General features: G+C 71.4%; 18 protein-coding genes and 1 riboswitch. Of the genes, 10 read left to right on the top strand and 8 right to left on the bottom strand.

Features of this window, described 5'->3' with window-relative positions; genetic code table 11:
* Positions 1-29: 29 nt before the first annotated feature.
* From R0232_RS19690 to R0232_RS19715, 6 genes are read right to left on the bottom strand one after another with little or no spacing between them, the layout of a single operon-like run.
* Positions 30-812, bottom strand: a complete 783-nt coding sequence (locus R0232_RS19690; RefSeq protein WP_431509140.1) for an ABC transporter ATP-binding protein — start codon at positions 810-812, stop codon at positions 30-32.
* Positions 809-1,819 carry a FecCD family ABC transporter permease gene (locus tag R0232_RS19695; protein ID WP_398497079.1) on the bottom strand — a complete coding sequence of 337 codons (1,011 nt, stop codon included), beginning with the start codon at positions 1,817-1,819 and terminating at the stop codon, positions 809-811. Before R0232_RS19695 ends, R0232_RS19690 begins: the two co-directional genes overlap by 4 nt.
* Entirely contained in the window at positions 1,819-2,706 is an 888-nt protein-coding gene (locus R0232_RS19700) for an ABC transporter substrate-binding protein (RefSeq protein WP_431509141.1), read from the bottom strand. Before R0232_RS19700 ends, R0232_RS19695 begins: the two co-directional genes overlap by 1 nt.
* Entirely contained in the window at positions 2,703-3,329 is a 627-nt protein-coding gene (locus tag R0232_RS19705) for a bifunctional adenosylcobinamide kinase/adenosylcobinamide-phosphate guanylyltransferase (RefSeq protein WP_093342349.1), read from the bottom strand. The genes R0232_RS19700 and R0232_RS19705 overlap by 4 nt, the downstream gene beginning before the upstream one ends.
* On the bottom strand, positions 3,271-4,674 hold the full coding sequence (locus tag R0232_RS19710; protein ID WP_431509142.1) for a cobyrinate a,c-diamide synthase: 1,404 nt from the start codon (positions 4,672-4,674) through the stop codon (positions 3,271-3,273). Before R0232_RS19710 ends, R0232_RS19705 begins: the two co-directional genes overlap by 59 nt.
* A complete protein-coding gene (locus R0232_RS19715; RefSeq protein WP_431509143.1) occupies positions 4,659-6,617 on the bottom strand; it encodes a TonB-dependent receptor domain-containing protein in 1,959 nt (652 codons plus the stop codon). Before R0232_RS19715 ends, R0232_RS19710 begins: the two co-directional genes overlap by 16 nt.
* Positions 6,618-6,713: 96 nt before the next feature.
* Positions 6,714-6,961: riboswitch (cobalamin riboswitch) on the bottom strand.
* A 105-nt stretch (positions 6,962-7,066) separates the two neighbouring features.
* Here R0232_RS19715 and R0232_RS19720 point away from each other — a divergent pair.
* From R0232_RS19720 to R0232_RS19750, 7 genes are all read left to right on the top strand, one after another.
* Positions 7,067-8,788 carry a ClcB-like voltage-gated chloride channel protein gene (locus tag R0232_RS19720; RefSeq protein ID WP_431509144.1) on the top strand — a complete coding sequence of 574 codons (1,722 nt, stop codon included), beginning with the start codon at positions 7,067-7,069 and terminating at the stop codon, positions 8,786-8,788.
* A gap of 91 nt (positions 8,789-8,879) precedes the next feature.
* On the top strand, positions 8,880-9,104 hold the full coding sequence (locus R0232_RS19725) for a hypothetical protein (protein WP_057594567.1): 225 nt from the start codon (positions 8,880-8,882) through the stop codon (positions 9,102-9,104).
* Entirely contained in the window at positions 9,101-9,445 is a 345-nt protein-coding gene (locus R0232_RS19730; RefSeq protein ID WP_431509145.1) for a cell division protein ZapA, read from the top strand. The genes R0232_RS19725 and R0232_RS19730 overlap by 4 nt, the downstream gene beginning before the upstream one ends.
* Before the next feature lie 574 nt (positions 9,446-10,019).
* The gene (locus tag R0232_RS19735; protein ID WP_203206213.1) at positions 10,020-10,841 is read left to right on the top strand and encodes a sulfite exporter TauE/SafE family protein; all 822 of its coding nucleotides are present in this window, start codon (positions 10,020-10,022) and stop codon (positions 10,839-10,841) included.
* Positions 10,842-11,023: 182 nt separating this feature from the next.
* Positions 11,024-12,166, top strand: coding sequence for an FAD-dependent monooxygenase (locus tag R0232_RS19740; RefSeq protein WP_431509146.1), 1,143 nt, complete (start codon positions 11,024-11,026; stop codon positions 12,164-12,166).
* Positions 12,167-12,179: 13 nt separating this feature from the next.
* Positions 12,180-12,575 (top strand): carboxymuconolactone decarboxylase family protein, encoded by a 396-nt coding sequence (locus R0232_RS19745; protein ID WP_208509267.1) that lies wholly within the window; start codon positions 12,180-12,182, stop codon positions 12,573-12,575.
* Between the two features lie 36 nt (positions 12,576-12,611).
* Positions 12,612-13,601 (top strand): Bug family tripartite tricarboxylate transporter substrate binding protein, encoded by a 990-nt coding sequence (locus R0232_RS19750; RefSeq protein WP_431509147.1) that lies wholly within the window; start codon positions 12,612-12,614, stop codon positions 13,599-13,601.
* A gap of 9 nt (positions 13,602-13,610) precedes the next feature.
* Here the strand turns inward: R0232_RS19750 and R0232_RS19755 are convergent, their stop codons facing one another.
* Entirely contained in the window at positions 13,611-14,534 is a 924-nt protein-coding gene (locus R0232_RS19755; RefSeq protein ID WP_431509148.1) for a LysR substrate-binding domain-containing protein, read from the bottom strand.
* A 109-nt stretch (positions 14,535-14,643) separates the two neighbouring features.
* On the opposite strand from R0232_RS19755, the gene R0232_RS19760 reads away from it, so the two are divergent.
* Both R0232_RS19760 and R0232_RS19765 read left to right on the top strand, forming a co-directional pair.
* Entirely contained in the window at positions 14,644-15,471 is an 828-nt protein-coding gene (locus R0232_RS19760; RefSeq protein WP_431509149.1) for an alpha/beta fold hydrolase, read from the top strand.
* A gap of 67 nt (positions 15,472-15,538) precedes the next feature.
* A complete protein-coding gene (locus R0232_RS19765; protein WP_208509271.1) occupies positions 15,539-15,967 on the top strand; it encodes a universal stress protein in 429 nt (142 codons plus the stop codon).
* A gap of 3 nt (positions 15,968-15,970) precedes the next feature.
* Here R0232_RS19765 and R0232_RS19770 read toward each other — a convergent pair whose 3' ends face one another.
* The gene (locus tag R0232_RS19770) at positions 15,971-16,933 is read right to left on the bottom strand and encodes a helix-turn-helix domain-containing protein (protein ID WP_093342364.1); all 963 of its coding nucleotides are present in this window, start codon (positions 16,931-16,933) and stop codon (positions 15,971-15,973) included.
* 179 nt (positions 16,934-17,112) lie between these two features.
* Between R0232_RS19770 and R0232_RS19775 the strand changes: the two genes are divergently transcribed.
* Positions 17,113-18,117, top strand: a complete 1,005-nt coding sequence (locus R0232_RS19775; protein ID WP_431509150.1) for a carbon-nitrogen hydrolase family protein — start codon at positions 17,113-17,115, stop codon at positions 18,115-18,117.
* Positions 18,118-18,119: the final 2 nt, after the last annotated feature.

Raw genomic sequence — 18,119 nt, forward strand, 5'->3', positions numbered from 1 at the left:
GCCTTCTGCGTTCGGCTGTCCGACTTCTCTCATCGCGGCAATGCAATCCATTGCTCGGCCACGCGGTGCACGCGGATCCGGTGATCGAACACCTGCTCGAGCGCCGCATGCGTCGCGGGATCGCTGCTGCCGCCGTGGTGCACCACGCGGCCGCGGTCCATCACCACGAGTTCGTCGGCGGCCAGCGCCATGGGCAGTTCGTGCAGCACGCTGACCACGGTGCGGCCCGCGGCGACCAGCGCGCGCACGGTCTGCATCCAGTCGGCCTGGTGCGGCGGGTCGAGGTTGGCGAGCGGCTCGTCCATCAGCAGCAGCTCGGCCTCGACCGCCAGCGCGCGCGCCAGCAGCACGCGCTGGCGCTCGCCGCCCGAGAGCTGGCCCAGCGGGCGCTCGCGCCAGTCCCAGGCCTGGGTGGCGCGCAGCGCGCGTTCCACGGCGGCGCGGTCGGCGGCGTCGGGCGCAGCCAGCCAGCGCTGGTGCGGCAGGCGGCCGAGCATCGCGACGTCGTAGACCAGCAGGTCGTCGGCCGCGCCCTCGCCCGCCACGCCCTGGCCCAGCCACGAGAGGCGGCGCGCGCGCTGGCGCGCCGGCAGCTTTGCCGCGGGCTCGCCGAACAGCCGCAGCTCGCCGCGGTGCGCGAGCAGGCCGGCCAGCACCTTGAGCAGGGTCGACTTGCCGGCGCCGTTGGGGCCGACGATGCTGGTCCAGCGCGCGGCGCCGATCGCGAGGTCGATGCCGTGCAGCACCTCGGTGCCGCCGAGCGCCGCGCTCACGCCGCGCACCTCGAGCGCCTGGGCGGTGGTGGCCGTCATGAGGCCGTGCCCCTCGCGGTGCGCCGGTGCATCAGCCACAGCAGGTAGCTGCCGCCCAGCACCGCCGTGAGCACGCCCACGGGCAGTTCCTGCGGCGCGATCAGCCAGCGCGCCAGCAGGTCGGCCGCCATCAGCAGCAGCCCGCCCATCGCGGCCGACAGCACGATCAGCCGCGCATGCGTGGTCTTGACGACAGAGCGCACCAGGTGCGGCGCAGCCAGGCCGACGAAAGCGATCAGGCCGGTCTGCGCCACCGCGGCGCCGGTGGCCAGCGCCAGCACCACCACCAGCGCGGCGCGCATCGCGCCCAGCGGCAGGCCCAGACTGCGCGCGGTGGCCTCGCCCAGCGCCAGTCCGTCGAGCACCGGCGCCAGCGCCCAGGCCAGCAGCAGGCACAGCGCGCAGGCCAGCGCCATCACCGCGCAGGCGCTCCAGCCGACCAGGCCGGTGTTGCCGAGCGTGAAGCCCTGGATCGCCTGCAGGATGTCGGCCGAGGCGATGGTGATCAGGTCCTTCATCGCGCCGAGCACCACGCCCACGATCACGCCCGCGAGCAGCAGCCGCAGGGTCTGCTGCACGCCGCGCGCGAGCAGCAGCGTGAGCATCACGGCCGCCATCGAGCCGAGGAAGGCCGCGCCCGTGAGGCCCAGCCGCACCACCCACTGCGCGCTGGCGGCCGAGCCGCCGAAGAACAGCAGCGCCAGCGCCACGCCCAGCGAGGCGCCCGAGGCGCTGCCGAGCAGGAAGGGATCGGCCAGCGGGTTGCGGAACAACCCCTGCGCCACCGCGCCGGCCAGCCCGAGCAGCGCGCCCGCGAGCCAGGCGCCGAGGGTGCGCGGCAGCCGGATGTCCCAGACGATCTGCAGCGCGACCGGATCGTGGCGCGCCGACAGGAAGCTCTCGAAGCCGGTGCTGCCGATGCCCAGGCCGAGCAGCAGCAAGGCGGCGCCGAGCACCAGCAGCGCGAGGCCGAGCAGCACCACACGGCGCAGGTGGCCCGCGGGCATCAGCGCGCGCCTCCCTTGTTTGCCTTGTCGCCCAGGCACTGCGCCATCAGCCGCGCCGCCTCGTCCATGCGCGGGCCGGGGCGCACCAGCACGTCGGACTGCTCGGCCGTGAAGCGGCAGATGCGCCCTTCGCGCACCGCGCGCATGGTGCCCCAGCCCGGCCGCTGCTCGAGGCCCTGCGCGCTGCGCACGCTGACCATGATCAGGTCGGGATTGGCGCGCACCACGTATTCGGGGTTGAGCTTGGGAAAGGGACCGAGCGCCGCGGGCACGATGTTCCTGGCGCCCAGCCGCGTCAGCGTCTCGCCGATGAAGGAGGACTCGCCGGCTGCGTACGGCCCGCTGTTGACCTCGAAGTACACGCGCAGGCCACGCGCGGCGGCCGGCAGCGACTGCGCCGCGGCCGACACCGCGGCATCGATGGCGCGCCAGACCGCCGGCGCCTCGTGGGTGCCGAGCACCTGATCGAGCTTGCCGAGCACGCGGCGCACGTCGGCATGGTTCTTGGGTTCGAGCACCAGCACCTTGAGGCCCAGCGCCTCGAGCCGCTCGGTCACGCGCGAGGACTTGGCGAGCAGCACCACGTCGGGCTTGAGCGCCACCACGGCCTCGACGTTGGGGTCGATGCCGCCACCGAGTTGCGGCAGGCCGCGCACCGGCGCCGGCGAATTCGAATAACGGTCGACGCCGACCAGCCGCGCGCAGGCGCCGAGCGCGCAGACCGATTCGGTCAGCGAGGGCAGCAGCGTCACGATGCGCTGCGGCGGCTGCGGCAGCTCGACGCTCACGCCGCGCTCGTCGACCACCTCGAGCGCGCTCGCGGGCGGCGACCACAGGCCCGTGGCGAGTGCCAATGCCGCCAGCGCGGCGACGAGAAAGCCCTTCATCGGCCCGGCTCCTTCAGGGTCAGCGGCAGGCCCGCAGCCATCAAGGTGACGCGGTGGCAGACACCGGCCACGTCCTGGTTGAGCCGGCCCAGCGCATCGACGAAGGCGCGCGTCTCGCGGCCCAGCGGGATCACGCCCAGGCCGATCTCGTTGCCCACCAGCACCACGGGGCCGCGCGCGTCGCGCAGCGCGCCCAGCAGCAGGTTGATGTGCGCGGTGGGCGTGCGCGAGACCGGCCGCGCGCCCTCGCCGCGCAGCGGCATCAGCAGGTTGGTGAGCCACATCGTGAGGCAGTCGACCAGCACCAGCGATTCGGGCGTGCTCTGGGTCACGATGGCGCGCGCCAGCTCGACCGGTTCCTCGATCGTGCGCAAGCTCGGCACGCGCTCGGCGCGGTCGGCCTGGTGGCGCACGATGCGCTCGCGCATCTCGTCGTCGTAGGCCTGCGCGGTGGCGATCAGCACCGCGCGACGCTGCTTCGGCGCGGCCGCGAGCCAGTCGGCCGCGCGCTGCTCGGCGCGGCGCGACTTGCCGCTCTTCTGGCCGCCGAGGATGAATTCGTGTTCAGGCGTCAACGCGATGCTCCTGGGCAACCGGTGCCCCGGTTTCGAGCGGCGCGGCATCGAACAGCCGCGCGGTGGCTTCGGGACTGGAGGCGAACCAGGCGTGGAAGTAGCTCGCGCGCACGCAGCCGTGCACGTAGAGCGCCTCGCCGCCGGCCGTGCCTTGCGGGCGGCGCGAATGGGCGGCCGGCACGAGCGGCGTCTCGCAGCGCGAGTAGTGGAAGGTATGGCCACGCAGCGTGTGCGCGCCCAGCGCGAGCGCCTGCGGGCCGAGGCCGGCGAGCCGCTTCTGCAGCGTGACGCGCCCGGGCAGCAGGCCCCAGAGCGCATGCACCTCGCCGTCGCCGCCATCGCCGATGCCGGGCACGGCGATCTCGTCGAACAGCGCCATCATCCCGCCGCATTCGGCCCAGATCGGCCGGCCCGCGGCCGCATGGGCGGCGAGCGCGGCGCGCAGGTCCGAGCGCCGCGCGAGCGTGGCGGCATGCAGCTCGGGATAACCGCCGGGCAGCCACAGCGCATCGCAGTCGGGCAGCGCCTCGCCGGCCAGCGGCGAGAAGAAGACCAGCCTGGCGCCGAGCGCGTTCAGCGTGTCGAGGTTGGCCGGGTAGATGAACGAGAAGGCCGCATCGCGCGCGATGGCGATGGTGCGGCCCGCGAGCAGCGGCGCGATCGGTGCGACCTCACCGGTGGAAGGTGGCTCGAAGCGCACCTGCGGCAGCTGCAGCGCCCCCAGCGGCGTGCCGGCCAGCGCATCGGCGACGCGGTCGAGCCGCTCGGCCGCGTCGCCGAGCTCGTGCGCCGCCACCAGGCCCAGGTGGCGTTCGGGCAGCGAGAAGCCCGCGTCGCGCGGCAAGGCGCCGAGCCAGTCCGCGGGCTCGCGCAAGGCGCCGCGCAGCATGTCGGCATGGCGCTCGCCGGCCACGCGATTGGCCAGCACGCCGGCCCAGGGCAGCCCGGTCCTGAAGCTCTGCAGCCCATGCGCCAGCGCACCGAAGGTGCCGGCCATCGCATGGGCGTCGATCACGGCCAGCACCGGCAGGCCGAAGCGCTGCGCCAGGTCGGCCGCGCTCGGCGTGCCGTCGAACAGGCCCATCACGCCCTCGACGATCAGCAGGTCCGACTCGGCCGCGGCCGCATGCAGCCGCGCGCGGCAGTCGGCCTCGCCGGTCATCCACAGGTCGAGCGAATGCACGGGCGCGCCGGTGGCGAGCCGCAGCCAGTGCGGGTCGAGGAAGTCGGGCCCGCACTTGAAGGCGCGCACGCGCCGGCCCTGGCGCGCATGCAGCCGCGCGAGCGCGGCGGCCACGGTGGTCTTGCCCTGCCCGGAGGCGGGCGCGGCCACGAGCACGGCGGCGCAGCTCGCCGCGCGATCAGGCAGGTGTTGGCTTACTGGGGCGTCCACTTCAATCCGACGTACGCGTTGCGGCCACCGGTGACGTAGCCGCGCGCGAGCATGTAGTCCTTGTCGCCCGCATTGTCGATGCGCGCGACCAGGTCGACGTCGCGCACGATCTTCGTGCTGGCCACGAGGTTCAGCAGCGTGTAGCCGCCGAGCGTGCGCGTGTTGGCCGCGTCGTCGTAGCGCTGGCTCGAGGTCTGCACCTCGGCGCCCAGCGTCCAGCCGCCGAGGCGCCAGTCGGCACCCAGCGTGGCATAGCGCTTGGCGCGGCGCGCGAGCAGCTTGTCGGTCGCGAGGTCGCGCGGGTCCTGGAAGTCGAGCGAGGCGCGCAGCGTGACGTCGCCGATGCGGTGGCCGGCCGACAGCGTCACGCCCTCGTAGCGCGCCCGCGCGGTGCTGCCGTAGCAGCCGAAGGACGAGGCGCAGCCCTTGGCGGTCGAGTCGAACATGATCAGGTTGCGCACCTGGTTGCGGTAGACCACGATGCCGGCGTTGGTCGGGCCGTCGGTGTACTTGAGGCCGAGCTCGACGTTGCGGCTCGACTCGGGCTGCAGGTCGGGCTTGCCGTATTCGCTGAAGCGCTGGTAGAGCGTGGGGGCGCGGAAGGCGGTGCCGGCCGACGCGGTCACGCGCAGCTTCGGCGTGATCGCGAAGCCGTAGGCGGCGCTGCCGGTGGTCTTGCCGCCGAACTCGCTGTCGTCGTCGTGGCGCACGTTGAGCTGCAGCGAATGCGGGCCCTGCACGAAGCCGTAGCCGAGCGAGACGGCATCCTGCGAACGCTTGCGCGCCAGGCCCTTGTCGGTGCTGCTGGTGGGCGCGTTCTCGAGCCGGTCCTCGCGGCGCTCGAGCGCGGCCGTCACCAGGTGCGGACCGAAGCGCAGCTCGTTCTGGAACAGGTAGCCGCGCAGCCGGGTCTCGGTGCGGTAGTACGAGGGCATGGTGCTGTAGACCGACTGCGAATCGGTCACCTGCAGCCGGGTGCTATAGACCTCGTTCCATTGCGCCGACCAGGTCAGGCCGCCGGTGCGCAGCCGGTTGCGGCTCTGGTCGTCGAGGTAGTAGGCCGGCGGCTTGCTGCCGGACTTGGCCGCGTCGTAGCGCGCCTGCGTGTCGCTCGACAGCGCGGTGGCCTCGAGGCGCTGGCCGGGCGCGATCTGCCAGCCCAGGCGCACATTGCCCGAGGTGGTGTTGTAGCCGTCGCGGTCGGGGCTGGTGAAGCCGTCCTTGGGCAGCGTGCGCTTCTCGAGCGGCTGGATGTTGAAGCCGCGGCTCTCCTCGTGTGCCACGCCGAACGAATAGTCGAAGGCATTGGCCTTGCCGCTGATCGCGGCCTCGGTGCGGAACAGGCCGTGGCTGCCGAAGCCCACGCCGATCGAGGGCGACACGCCCTCCTCGCCGCGCTTGGTGAACAGCTGGATCACGCCGCCGATGGCGTCGGAGCCGTAGACCGCGGCGGCCGGGCCGCGCAGCACCTCGATGCGGTCGATCTGCGCCAGCGGGATGCTTTCCCAGGCCGCGCCGCCGGTGGCCTGCGAGTCCACGCGCACGCCGTCGATGTAGACGGCGGTGAAGCGCGTCTCGGCGCCGCGGATGTAGACGCTGGTCGAGTTGCCCACGCCGCCGTTGCGCACGATCTGGATGCCGGCCTGGCGCGCGAGCACGTCGGCCACGCCGGTGGATCCGCTGCGCTCGATGGTCTCGCGGTCGATCACCGAGACATCGGCCACCAGGTCCGACAGCGGCTGCGCGGTGCGGGTGGCGGTGACCACCGTCTCGCCGAGCACGCCGGGCTGTTGCTGTGCCGAAGCGGCCGATGGCAGCTGGGCCAGCAGCAGGCCGCCGAAGGCCGGCACCAGGGCCAGCGGCAGGCCGGCCAGGCGCGCGCGCAAGGAGGACGCAGAAACGCGAGCGCGCGAACGGCGCGAGAAGGAAACGCAGGAAATCATGGAATGAGCGAACGAACGTCTATGCCCCTTGCCGGCCTCCCCGCCGGCGCCCGGGGCGCCATTGGCTCGTGCATGCATCGACGAAGCGAAGGGCATGCGCGAACCGCCTTGTTGGCCGGTATCCGGGCTGGCAGACCGGCCCTCGCCGCCTTCCCAGGCGCCTGTTTCAGGGCGCCCAGTGGCTCGTGTGGAGAGGGTGGCGCCTTGCGGCGCCGTCTGCTTGACCGTTGCGGGGGCAGCGCAGGCGGCTTCGGTGCCGGCGCGCGGCCGGTCCCTTCACTCCTGCTTCCCGTTGAACCGCGGCGCGTGAACCACGCCGCAGGCACCAACGGGCGAGATTCTAGGCGCTGCGCCACGCGCTTTAAGTCGAAAGTTGCGTGGGCCCGACGGTCGCCGCGTCCCGCGCACTAACATCGACAGGCTATGCGACGCCATCACCACCGCCCCGCATGACCCTGCGCTCCTCGCTGCTGCTGCGCCTGCGCTCCGCCCTCCAACGCCTGTTCGGCGTCTCGGGCTGGCAGTCGATGCTGCTGTGGTCCATCGTCGCCGGCCTGCTCGGCACGCTCGCGACCGAACTGTTCCGCGCCACGCTGCGCGGCTTCGAGCACCTGGTGCTCGGCCCCGGCGACAGCCTGGTCGCGATGGCGCGCGCGCTGCCGTGGTGGGCGCGCATCGCCTTCCCCGCCGCGGGCGGCCTGGTGGCCGGAGGCCTGCTCGTGCTCGCGAAGCGCGTCGCGGTACGCAGCGCCACCTCCGACTACATGGAGGCGATCGTGCTCGGCGACGGCCGCATCCCGGTCACGCAGACGCTGGTGCGCAGCGCCTCCTCGCTCGTGAGCATCGGCACCGGCGGCTCGATCGGCCGCGAGGGCTCGATGGTGCAGCTCGCCGCATTGGCCGCCTCGCTGCTGGGCCGGGTGTTCCGCTTCCCGGTCGAGCGGCTGCGGCTGCTGGTGGCCTGCGGCGCGGCGGCCGGCCTCACGGCCGCGTACAACGCGCCGATCGCGGGTGCCTTCTTCGTCGCCGAGATCGTGCTCGGCTCGATCGTGATGGAGAGCGTGGGCCCGATCCTGATCGCGGCGGTGGTCGCCAACATCGTGATGCGCGCCCTGCCCGGCTACCAGCCGCCCTACCAGATGCCGGTGTTCCCCGAGCTGCATGGCGCCGAGATCCCGCTGTTCGCGCTGCTCGGCGTGCTGCTGGGCTTCGCGGCCGCGGGCTTCCTGCGCGCGCTGCAGGGCAGCCGGGCGCTGTTCGCGCGGCTGCCGTTCGCGCTGCCGTGGCGGCTCGCGCTCGGCGGGCTCGCGATGGGGCTGGTGTCGGTGCCCTGGCCCGAGGTCTGGGGCAATGGCTACAGCGTGGTCAACGCGGTGCTGCACACGCCCTGGACCTGGACCCTGATCGCCATGGTGCTGGCGGCCAAGCTGGTCGCCACGCTGGCCACGGCCGGCTCGGGCGCGGTCGGCGGCGTGTTCACGCCCGCGCTGTTCTTCGGCTGCATGGTGGGCGCGCTGTTCGGCCATGCCGCGCAGGCGCTGTGGCCGCATGCGGTGTCGGCGCCCTCGGCCTACGCGGTGGTGGGCATGGGCGCCTTTCTCGCCGGGGCCACGCAGGCGCCGCTGATGGCGATCCTCATGATCTTCGAGATGACGCTCAACTACCAGGTGATGCTGCCGCTGATGCTGGCCGGCGTGATCGCCTATTTCGTCGCGCGCTCGGCCAATGCGGGCTCGATGTACGAGATCACGCTGCGCCGGCGCGAGCAGCAGGACGAGCAGCTGCGGCTGCGCTCGCTGCACATCCGCGACCTGGTGCAGCCGGCGCAGACGGTGGTGGGCCCCGAGGCCGATCGCGAGGCGATGAGCCGGCTGTTCCTGCAGCACCCGGTGAAGTACCTCTACGTGGTCGATGCGCAGCAGCGCTACCTCGGCGTGGTGCCCCTCTCCGCGCTCGGCACGGCCGCGGCCGAGGTGCGCGCGGCGGACCTGCTGTCGCAGGCCATCGCGCCGATCACGGCCGACACCAGCCTGGGCGAGGCGCTGCAGCGCTTCCTCGAGCACCTGGGCGAGCGGCTGCCGGTGATCGAGAGCGCGGCGAACCCGGTGCTGCTGGGCGTGGCGGCCAAGAGCGCGTTGCTCGCCACCTACGTGCGGCTCAGCGAAGTTTGATGGCGCGGCGCGCAGGCCGCAGAATGCCGTGCCAGGCGCGGCGGGTGCCCAGGAGGACCGCCGCTTTCACGGGAAACTACAATCGCGCACCATGCCCGCCTCCAGCCCCATCGACCAGATCGCCGAGCGCGTGGAACGCCTGCTCTTGCGTCACGAAGAGGTGCAGCGCACGAATGCGCTGCTGCAGGAACAGGTCGATGCGCTGACGCGCGAGCGCGATGCGCTCAAGTCGCGGCTCGCGGCGGCGCGCACGCGGCTCGATGCGCTGCTCGAGCAGTTGCCGGCCGTACCTCCCTCCGAAGATTCCCCCGCATGAAGCAGATCGAAGTTCAGATCATGGGCCAGAGCTATCTGCTCGGCTGTCCCGATGGCGGCGAAGCGCAACTGCGCGACGCGGTCGAACGCGTGGATGCGGCCATGTGCAAGATCCGCGACGCGGGCAAGGTCAAGGCGCGCGATCGCATCGCGGTGCTGGCCTCGCTGAACCTGGCCTTCGATCTCGCGGCGCAGGAGGCCACGGCGAAGGCCGCGCCGCCCGCCGAACCGACCACGGCCCCGGCCGCGGCACCCGCCGACGACGGCGCGGTCGATCCGAAGGCCGCGCAACTGATCCACAAGCTCGACCAGGCACTGGCCGGCGACGGTCATCTGCTCTGAGCTGATCCGAGCATCAGCGCGCTTTCTTTCTCTCATTCGCAGAGATCGGCGCGCACTGCAAGAACTTCGATGCAAACCTGCCCGCGCCGCAGGGATTCCACCAAAAAAACCGGGAGCCGCCCCAGCGCGAAGGCGTAAAATCCTTCCTGTCTGCGGTGCGCGTTGGGCTTTATATGTCCTTGTTCCAATGCTCTACGGAGCCGGGCTTGGTATATCGCTCGACGGGTGTGATCATCTCGCGTCAGATGAACCCGAAGTCTTGCTGCCCTCGCCCACCTGAACCCCGGTTCAGGATGCGAGTCTGGCGCCCATTCGCAGACACCTATTCCTCTTCGTTGCGCTGAGTGCGCATCGAACATCGGCGATCCCCGGCATGGCGGGATCGCCCCCAAGAACCCACGCTGTATCCACATCGATACATCCGATCCTGGCTGCTGCGCGACCGTGCGCGCCGGGCCGCAGCTACGTTTCAGATAGCATTGCGGCCCACCCCCCTCCCTTTTTCCCTCGAACCGAGGCCCGTTGCCATCGTTGCACGGCGCCCTTGCCTTACCCGAAAGTCCGTGGCGTGAACGTGACCAGCCTGCTCGACCCCCTCCTGATCGCCGAACTGGTCGCCCTCGGCCTCGGCACCGGTTTTCTCGCGGGCCTGCTCGGCATCGGCGGCGGCATGGTGATGGTGCCGTTCATCACGATCATCATGGGCCACCGCGGCGTGCCGGCCGACCTCGCGGTGAAGATGGCGATCGCGACCTCGATGGCCACCATCATCTTCACCTCGGTGTCGAGCGTGCGCGCGCACCACAAGCGCGGCGCGGTGCGCTGGGACATCGTCAAGCGCCTCGCGCCCGGCATCGTGATCGGCAGCCTCGTGGGCAGCCTCGGCATCTTCGCGCTGCTCAAGGGCACGGCGCTGGCGATCGTGTTCGCACTGTTCGTGGGCTTCTCGGCCACGCAGATGTTCCTCGACCGCAAGCCCAAGCCCACGCGCCAGATGCCGGGCACCGCGGGCCAGCTCGGCGCGGGCGGCGCCATCGGCCTGGTCTCGGGCCTGGTCGGCGCGGGCGGCGGTTTCATCAGCGTGCCCTTCATGACCTGGTGCAACATCTCGATCCACAACGCGGTCGCCACCAGCGCCGCGCTGGGCTTTCCGATCGCGGTGGCCAACGTGGCCGGCTACGTGATCAGCGGCCAGACGGTGCAGGGCCTGCCGGCCGGCTCCTTCGGCTACATCTGGCTGCCCGCGCTCGCGGTGATCGCCGTGTGCAGCGTGCTGACCGCGCCGCTGGGCGCCAGGGCCGCGCACAACCTGCCGGTGAAGAAGCTCAAGCGCGTGTTCGCGAGCATCCTGTATCTGCTCGCGGCCTACATGCTCTGGAAGGGCCTGCGCGGCTGAGCGCGCGGCCCTCTCCCACCCTCTTCCGCCTTCCTTTTTCTCGATGCCACGACGCGCCCGGCCGGCGCGTCGTGCGCCCGCGCGCGCCGCAGTTTTTCTCAACCAGCGCCAGCAAATCTCGATGGTTCGCACCGGCCGAAAGCCGGACCATTCCGTTCACGCCAACCACACGAGGAACGGACATGAGCAAGAGACTTTCGGTCGCCATCATCGGCGCCGGCATGGGCGGCCTGGCCACGGCCGCGGCGCTGCGCCGCGTCGGCATCGACGTCATGGTCTACGAACAGGCCGAGAAATTCACCCGCCTGGGCGCGGGCATCCAGATCGGCTGCAACGCGATGCAGGTGCTGCGCGGCCTCGGCCTTGAGCAACGCATGCGCGCCGAGGCCTTCTACCCGCGCTCGTGGAACAACAAGGACGCCTACACCGGCGAGGTGCGCTTCGACATGATCTTCGGCGAGACCGCCGAGCGGAAGTTCGGCGCGCCCTACCTGCTCGCGCACCGCGGCGACCTGCATGCCGCGCTGCACAGCGCCGTGCCCGACGAATTCATCCGCCGCGGCCACAAGCTCACGGGCTTCTCGCAGGGCGACGGCGGTGTCGAGCTGCGCTTCGCCAACGGCGCCACCGTGCATGCCGACGCGGTCGTGGCGGCCGACGGCGTGCACTCGCTGGTCAAGGACCAGCTGTTCGGCAGGTCCGAGCCCAACTTCACGGGCCGCATCGCCTACCGCACCACCTTCTCCGCGGTGCTGCTCGGCGGCCAGGAGATCGACCAATGCACCAAGTGGTGGGGCAAGGACCGCCACATCGTCATCTACTACGTCAAGCCCGACCGCAGCGAGGTCTACTTCGTGACCAGCCAGCCCGAGCCCGGCTTCCGGCTCGAATCGTGGTCCACCAAGGGCGACATCCACGCGCTGCGCGAGGCCTTCGCCGACTTCCATCCGCAGGTGCGCCACGTGCTGCAGTCCTGCCCCGAGGTCCACAAGTGGGCACTGGTCGACCGCGATCCGCTGCCGCGCTGGAGCGAAGGCAACATCACGCTGCTCGGCGATGCCTGCCACCCGATGACGCCCTACATGGCGCAGGGCGCGGCGATGGCGATCGAGGATGCGGCGGTGCTCTCGCGCTGCCTCCAGGGCACCGACCGCGACGGCGTGGCCGAGGCCTTCCAGCGCTTCGAGGCCACGCGCAAGCCGCGCACCTCGAAGGTCCAGCTGACCTCGCGCACCAACACCTGGCTGCGCGACCCGCAGGACGCCGACTGGGTCTATGCCTACGACGCCTGGAACGCGCCGCTGGCCGAGGCGGCCGTGGCCTGAAGGGAGCGACGACATGGCAGACAAGACCCACACCTCGGCGAAGTTCCAGCGCGGGCTCGCCACGCGCAAGGCGGTGCTCGGCGCGGAATACGTCGAGAAGTCGATCGCCGAGGCCGACGACTTCAGCTGGCCGATGCAGCAGCTCACCACCGAGTACTGCTGGGACGAGATCTGGAACCGCCCGGGCCTGGACCGGCGCAGCCGCAGCCTGCTGAACCTCGGCATGATCAGCGCGCTCAACCGGCCGCACGAGCTGCGCCTGCATGTGCGCGGCGCGATCAACAACGGCATCACGCCCGCCGAGCTGCAGGAGGTGTTCCTGCAGGTCGCCATCTACTGCGGCGTGCCCGCGGCGCTCGACAGCCTGCGCAACGCGCGCGAGGTGCTCAAGGAGATGAAGCTCGCCTGAAGCTTCGCCCTTTTAAAAAACATCGGAGACAACGCAATGGACAACCAGGCAATGCTGAGCCGCCGCGCGCTGCTCGCGCTCGCGGCCGCGTCAATGGGCACGCCGGCGCTCGCGCAGCCGGCCGCGTCACGCGGCAAGGTCACGAAGATCCTCGTGGGCTTTCCGCCGGGCCAGGCCACCGACATCGTGGCGCGGCTGATGGCCGAGAAGATGCAGGCCGTGACGGGCGAGAACTACATCGTCGACAACAAGCCCGGCCAGGGCGGCAGCATCGCGATGGGCCAGCTCGCGAAGTCGCCCAACGACGGCTCGACGATGATGCTCACGCACATGTCGGCCGTGGCCACCAACCCGCACCTCTACCGCAGCGTGCCCTACGACTCGCTCAAGGATTACGAGGCGGTGGGCCTGGTCGGCGACCTGCCCTTCGTGCTGGTGTGCCATCCCTCGCTGCCCTTCACCGACGCGCAGGGGCTGGTGGCCTATGCCAAGGCCAACCCGGGCAAGCTCACCAATGCCTCCTCGGGCAACGGCACGGTGTCGCACCTCGCGATGGAGGAGCTCAAGCGGCGCGCGGGCATCGACATCGTGCACGTGCCCTACAAGGGCAGCGCGCCGGGCCTGACCGACGTGGTCGCGGGCAATGTCTCGCTGGCGCTCGAGACCGCCGCCGGCGTGCAGGCCTTCGTGCAGGGCGGCAAGCTGCGCGCGCTGGGCGCGGCCACCGCGAGCCGGCTCGACGCGCCGCTGGCCGTGCCCACGCTGATCGAGCAGGGCTTCGCCGACTTCCGCGCCTCGACCTGGCTGATGCTGCTCTACCCGGTCGGCACCTCGAGGACGCTGGTGGCCTCGACCCACGCGGCGATCGGCAAGGCGATGCGCAAGCCCGAGGTGGAGCGGCGCATGCGCAGCATCGGCGCGCTGCCGCGCTACAGCGCCAGCCCCGAGGAAGCCGCGGCCTACGTCGCCAGCGAGTTCAAGAGCTGGGGCGAATTGGTGCGCCGCAGCGGCGTGCAGATGGACTGAGCGGCGCGCTCAGCACGCCGGGGCCTGCGAGCGCAGCCATTGCTGCATCGAGGCCTCGGTGTCGCTGCCCTCGCGCACCAGCCATTCGCAGAAGCTCTCGGTCACCGGGTCGGCATGGGCCGTGCTCGCGAAGTAGCGCCGCTGCTTGGCGGCCAGCACGCCGAAGGGCGCGCACAGCCGGCCCGCGATGATGTCGTCGAAGGCGAGGAACAGCGGCACCAGCGCGAGGCCCAGCCCGTCGATGGCGGCCTGCAGCGCGAAGTACATCTGCTCGAAGCGGATCGCGCCGCCGGGCTTGAGCCCGGCCACGCCGGCGGCCGCGAGCCAGTCCTCCCAGGCATAGGGCTCGGTGGCGAAGCTCACGAGCGTGTGCGCGGCCAGGTCGCGCGGCGCGCGCAGCCGGCCGCCGTCGAGCAGGTCGACATGGCACACCGGCAGGATCAGCTCGCTCATGAAGGGCCGCGACACGCAGTGCGGCGGCGGCTCGAGCGCGCCCGCGATGGCGATGTCGTAGCGGCCCTCGTCGAAGTTGACCGGCGCCAGCAAGGTGGTGAGCCGCAGGTCGACCTCGGGCCGCCTGCGCTGGAAGGCCGGCAGGCGCGAGAGCAGCCAGCGCATGGTGAAGGTCGGCGGCGCGTTGATGCGCAGCGCGGTTGGCACCGCCTGTTCGCGCAGCTGCATCGAGGCCACCGCCACGCGGTCGAGCGTGGCCGTCAGCTCCGCGAGATAGAGGCGCCCGGCCTCGGTCAGCGCGAGCTGCGAGGAGGTGCGCCGGAACAGCGGCACGCCCAGCCATTCCTCGAGCAGCGCGACCTGGCGGCTGATGGCACCGTTGGTCACGCTCAGTTCTTCCGCGGCGCGCGTGAAGCTCACGTGCCGGCCCGCGGCCTCGAAGGCGCGGATCGCGTTCAGGGGTGGAAGTTTTCTCGACATGGCGGGGCGACTGTAGGCCGCGATGGGTGCAAGCGGATTGCGTTTTTCTCAACGGGCTTCAGTTTTACTCGGTGGTGGGGCCTGGGGAAAGGGCCGAGACTGGCCGCTCATGACGACCACCCGGCACCTCCTCCTTCCCACCGCGGCCTGCCGCGTCGCGGTCCATATCGACGGCCCCGCGGACGGCCCCGTGGTGCTGCTCGCGCACGCGATCCTGTCTTCGTCGGTGCTGTGGCACCGCCAGGCCGGGTGGCTGGCCGCCGAGGGCTGGCGCGTGCTGCGGCCCGACACGCGCGGCCATGGCCGGTCGGAAGCGCCCCCACCGCCATCACTGCCCTGGCGCATGGGCGACCTGGCGCGCGACGTGGTCGAGATCCTCGATGCGCTCGACATCCGCGCCGCGCACTACGTCGGGCTCTCGCTCGGCGGCATGTGCGGCTTCGCGCTGGCCGAACGGCATCCCGAACGCCTGGCCAGCCTGTGCCTGTGCGACTGCCGCGCCGATGCGCCCACGGCCTTCGCGCAGCCCTGGGACGAACGCATCGCGCTCGTCGAGGCCCAGGGCTGCGAAGCGCTCGCGGGCCCGACCATCGAGCGCTGGCTGGGCCGCGGCTTCATCGAGGCCCATCCCGCCGAGGCGCAGGCCCTGCATGCGGCCGCGGCCGGCACCTCGCGCGCGGGCATGGTCGGCTGCGCGCGCGCGATCCAGCAGCTCGACCATCGCGCGGCCGCGCGGGGCATCCGCGTGCCCACGACCTTGATCGCGGGCGCCAACGACGGCGGCCTGCCCGACGCGAAGCGCGAGCTGCAGGCCGAGATCCCCGGCGCCTCGCTGGAGATCGTTCCCGACGCGGGCCACCTGCCGAACATCGACCAGCCCGAGCGCTTCGATGCCGCGCTGCGCGCCCACCTGCGGCTCGCGCGGCAGGCGGCCTGAGCCGCAAGCACCCGCAAACGGTGTTGACTTCGTTGCGGCGGCCCGGTGCGGGTCCTATAACGGACGCATGAAAATCCTCATCGCCGCCGACGGCAGCGCCTTCACCCAGAAGGCCCTCGCCTACCTGCTCGCCCACCGCAACATGTTCGTGGACGGCCACGAGCTCGTGGTGGTCCATGTCTGCACCGGCATCTCGGCCAACGTGGCGCGCCACCTCAGCAAGGAGGCGGTCGCCGACTACTACGCCGAGGAAAGCGCCAAGGTGGTCGACCCGGTGAAGCAATACTTCGCCGACAACGGCGTGTCGAACTTCCGCATCGACGCGCGCCACGGCCACGTGGCCGAGGAGATCCTGAAGGCGGCCGCTGCCGCGCAGGCCGAGCTGATCGTGCTCGGCACGCATGGCCATGGCCTGTTCGGCCGCGCGCTGATGGGTTCGGTGGCGACCAAGGTGGTGGCCGAGACAGACATCTCGGTGCTGCTGGTCCAGCAGTAGGGTCTACTGCACGCGCTGCTGCCGCCACTCGCGCGGCGAGCAGCCGAAGCGCTCCTTGAACGCGCGGCTGAAATGCGCCGCGTCGTTGAAGCCGCGGCCATAGGCGATCTCGGCCACGGGCCGGCCCGCGAGGCGCGGCTCGAGCAGGTCGCGGCTGCAGGCCTCGAGCCGCCGCTCCCAGATGTACTGCGCGGGCGTCAGCGGCTCGCTCTTGAAGACGCGGTGGATCTGGCTGGCCGACACGCCGAGCTCGGCCGCGAGGCTGCCCACCGACAGCGCGGGATCGCCGAGCTGTTCCTCGATGCGCCGCTTCACGCGCGCGAGGTGGTAGGCCGTGAGGCTGCTGAGCGAAGGCGCGCTGGCGGCCGGCAGGGTCTGCAGCCCCGCCACCAGGATGTTCTGCACGCCGTTGGCCACCGCGAGCGCCGAGGCCGGCTGCAGCGTCTCGATGTCCTCGCGCAGGGTGCGGATCATGCCCAGCAACAGGTGACCCGCCCCCTGGCGGCCCGACACGGTGGTGGCCGTCAGCGCCTGCGTCTCGCGCAGCTCGCTGCGCAGCCGGTCGCCGGGCAGCTTGAGCACGATCTGCTCGAAGCGATCGTCGAACAGCAACTGGTAGGGCCGTGTGCTGTCGTAGAGCGCGAAGTCGCCGGCCTCGAGCACCGCATCGCGCCCGTCCTGGCGCACCACGCCGCGGCCCTGGGCCTGGATGCTCACGAGGAAGTAGTCGTCGCCCGAGCGCGCGATGTGGCCCGAGGTGCGCAGCACCTTCTGCGGGCCCGAGCGCACCACCGACACGTCGAGCCCGGGCAGCGTGTGCTGGCGGATGCTGCCCTCGAAGTCCTCGGACTCGTCGGGCCGCACCGGATCGCAACCGAGCTGCACATAGACGTTGCAGATCATGTCGGTCCAGTAGGCCAGCCGCTGCGAGCGCGCAACGGCATCGGTGCTGAGCAGCGTGTTCATCGGTGGGGCCTCGAGGGAGGGGAATGGCGGGGCATGCGACACAGGAACAAGAACGGTGCAAGTTGCGGTCAAGGCGTTCGCAGGCGACGAATTTACGCTTCAAGCAACCCGCATGCCACCGCGCAAACCCGCGCCACGGCCCCGCGGCGAATCCACGTTCTCCACCGAAAGGCCCCGCCATGCCCACCACCGTTCATCCCAAGCTCCGCGTCGCCGCCGTGCAGGCCTCGCCCGTGTTCCTCGACCTCGACGGCACCATCGACAAGACCATCGCCCTGATGGCGCAGGCCGCCGCGCAGGGCGTGAAGCTGATCGCCTTTCCCGAGACCTGGATCCCCGGTTATCCCTGGTGGATCTGGCTCGACTCGCCGGCCTGGGGCATGCAGTTCGTGCAGCGCTACCACGACAACTCGCTGGTGATCGGCTCGGTGGAGTTCGAGCGACTGCAGGCGGCCGCGCGCCAGCATTCGATCTGGGTCTCGTTCGGCTTCAGCGAGAAGGCCGCCGGCAGCCTCTACATCGCGCAGGCGCTGATCGACGACCAGGGCCAGGTGGCGCAGACGCGTCGCAAGCTCAAGCCCACGCACGTGGAGCGCACCGTGTTCGGCGAAGGCGACGGCGCAGACCTGCACGTGGTGCCCACCGCCATCGGCAACATCGGCTCGCTGTGCTGCTGGGAACACCTGCAGCCGCTGAGCAAGTACGCGATGTACTCGCAGAACGAGCAGATCCACTGCGCCGCGTGGCCCAGCTTCTCGCTCTACCGCGGCGCGGCCAACGCGCTGGGCGCCGAGGTCAACAACGCCGCGAGCCAGGTCTATGCGGTCGAGGGCGGCTGCTTCGTGCTCGCGCCCTGCGCCACGGTGTCGAAGGCGATGAGCGAACTGATGTGCACCGACGCCGGCAAGCAGCAGATGCTGGGCGTGGGCGGCGGCCATGCGCGCATCTACGGGCCCGACGGCTCCGCGCTCGGCACGCCGCTGCCCGAGACCGAGGAAGGCCTGGTGATCGCCGACATCGACCTCGGGATGATCTCGCTCGCGAAGGCCGCGGCCGATCCGAGCGGCCACTACTCGCGCCCGGACGTCACGCAGCTGCTGCTCAACAAGACGCGCCGCGAGCCCGTGGTGGTGCAGCTCACGCCCGTGCCCGAAGGCAACGCGGCCGAGCCGGTCGAGGCCTGAGC

Origin of the sequence: Variovorax sp. DAIF25 (assembly GCF_050711835.1) — a bacterium.
GTDB lineage: Bacteria > Pseudomonadota > Gammaproteobacteria > Burkholderiales > Burkholderiaceae_C > Variovorax.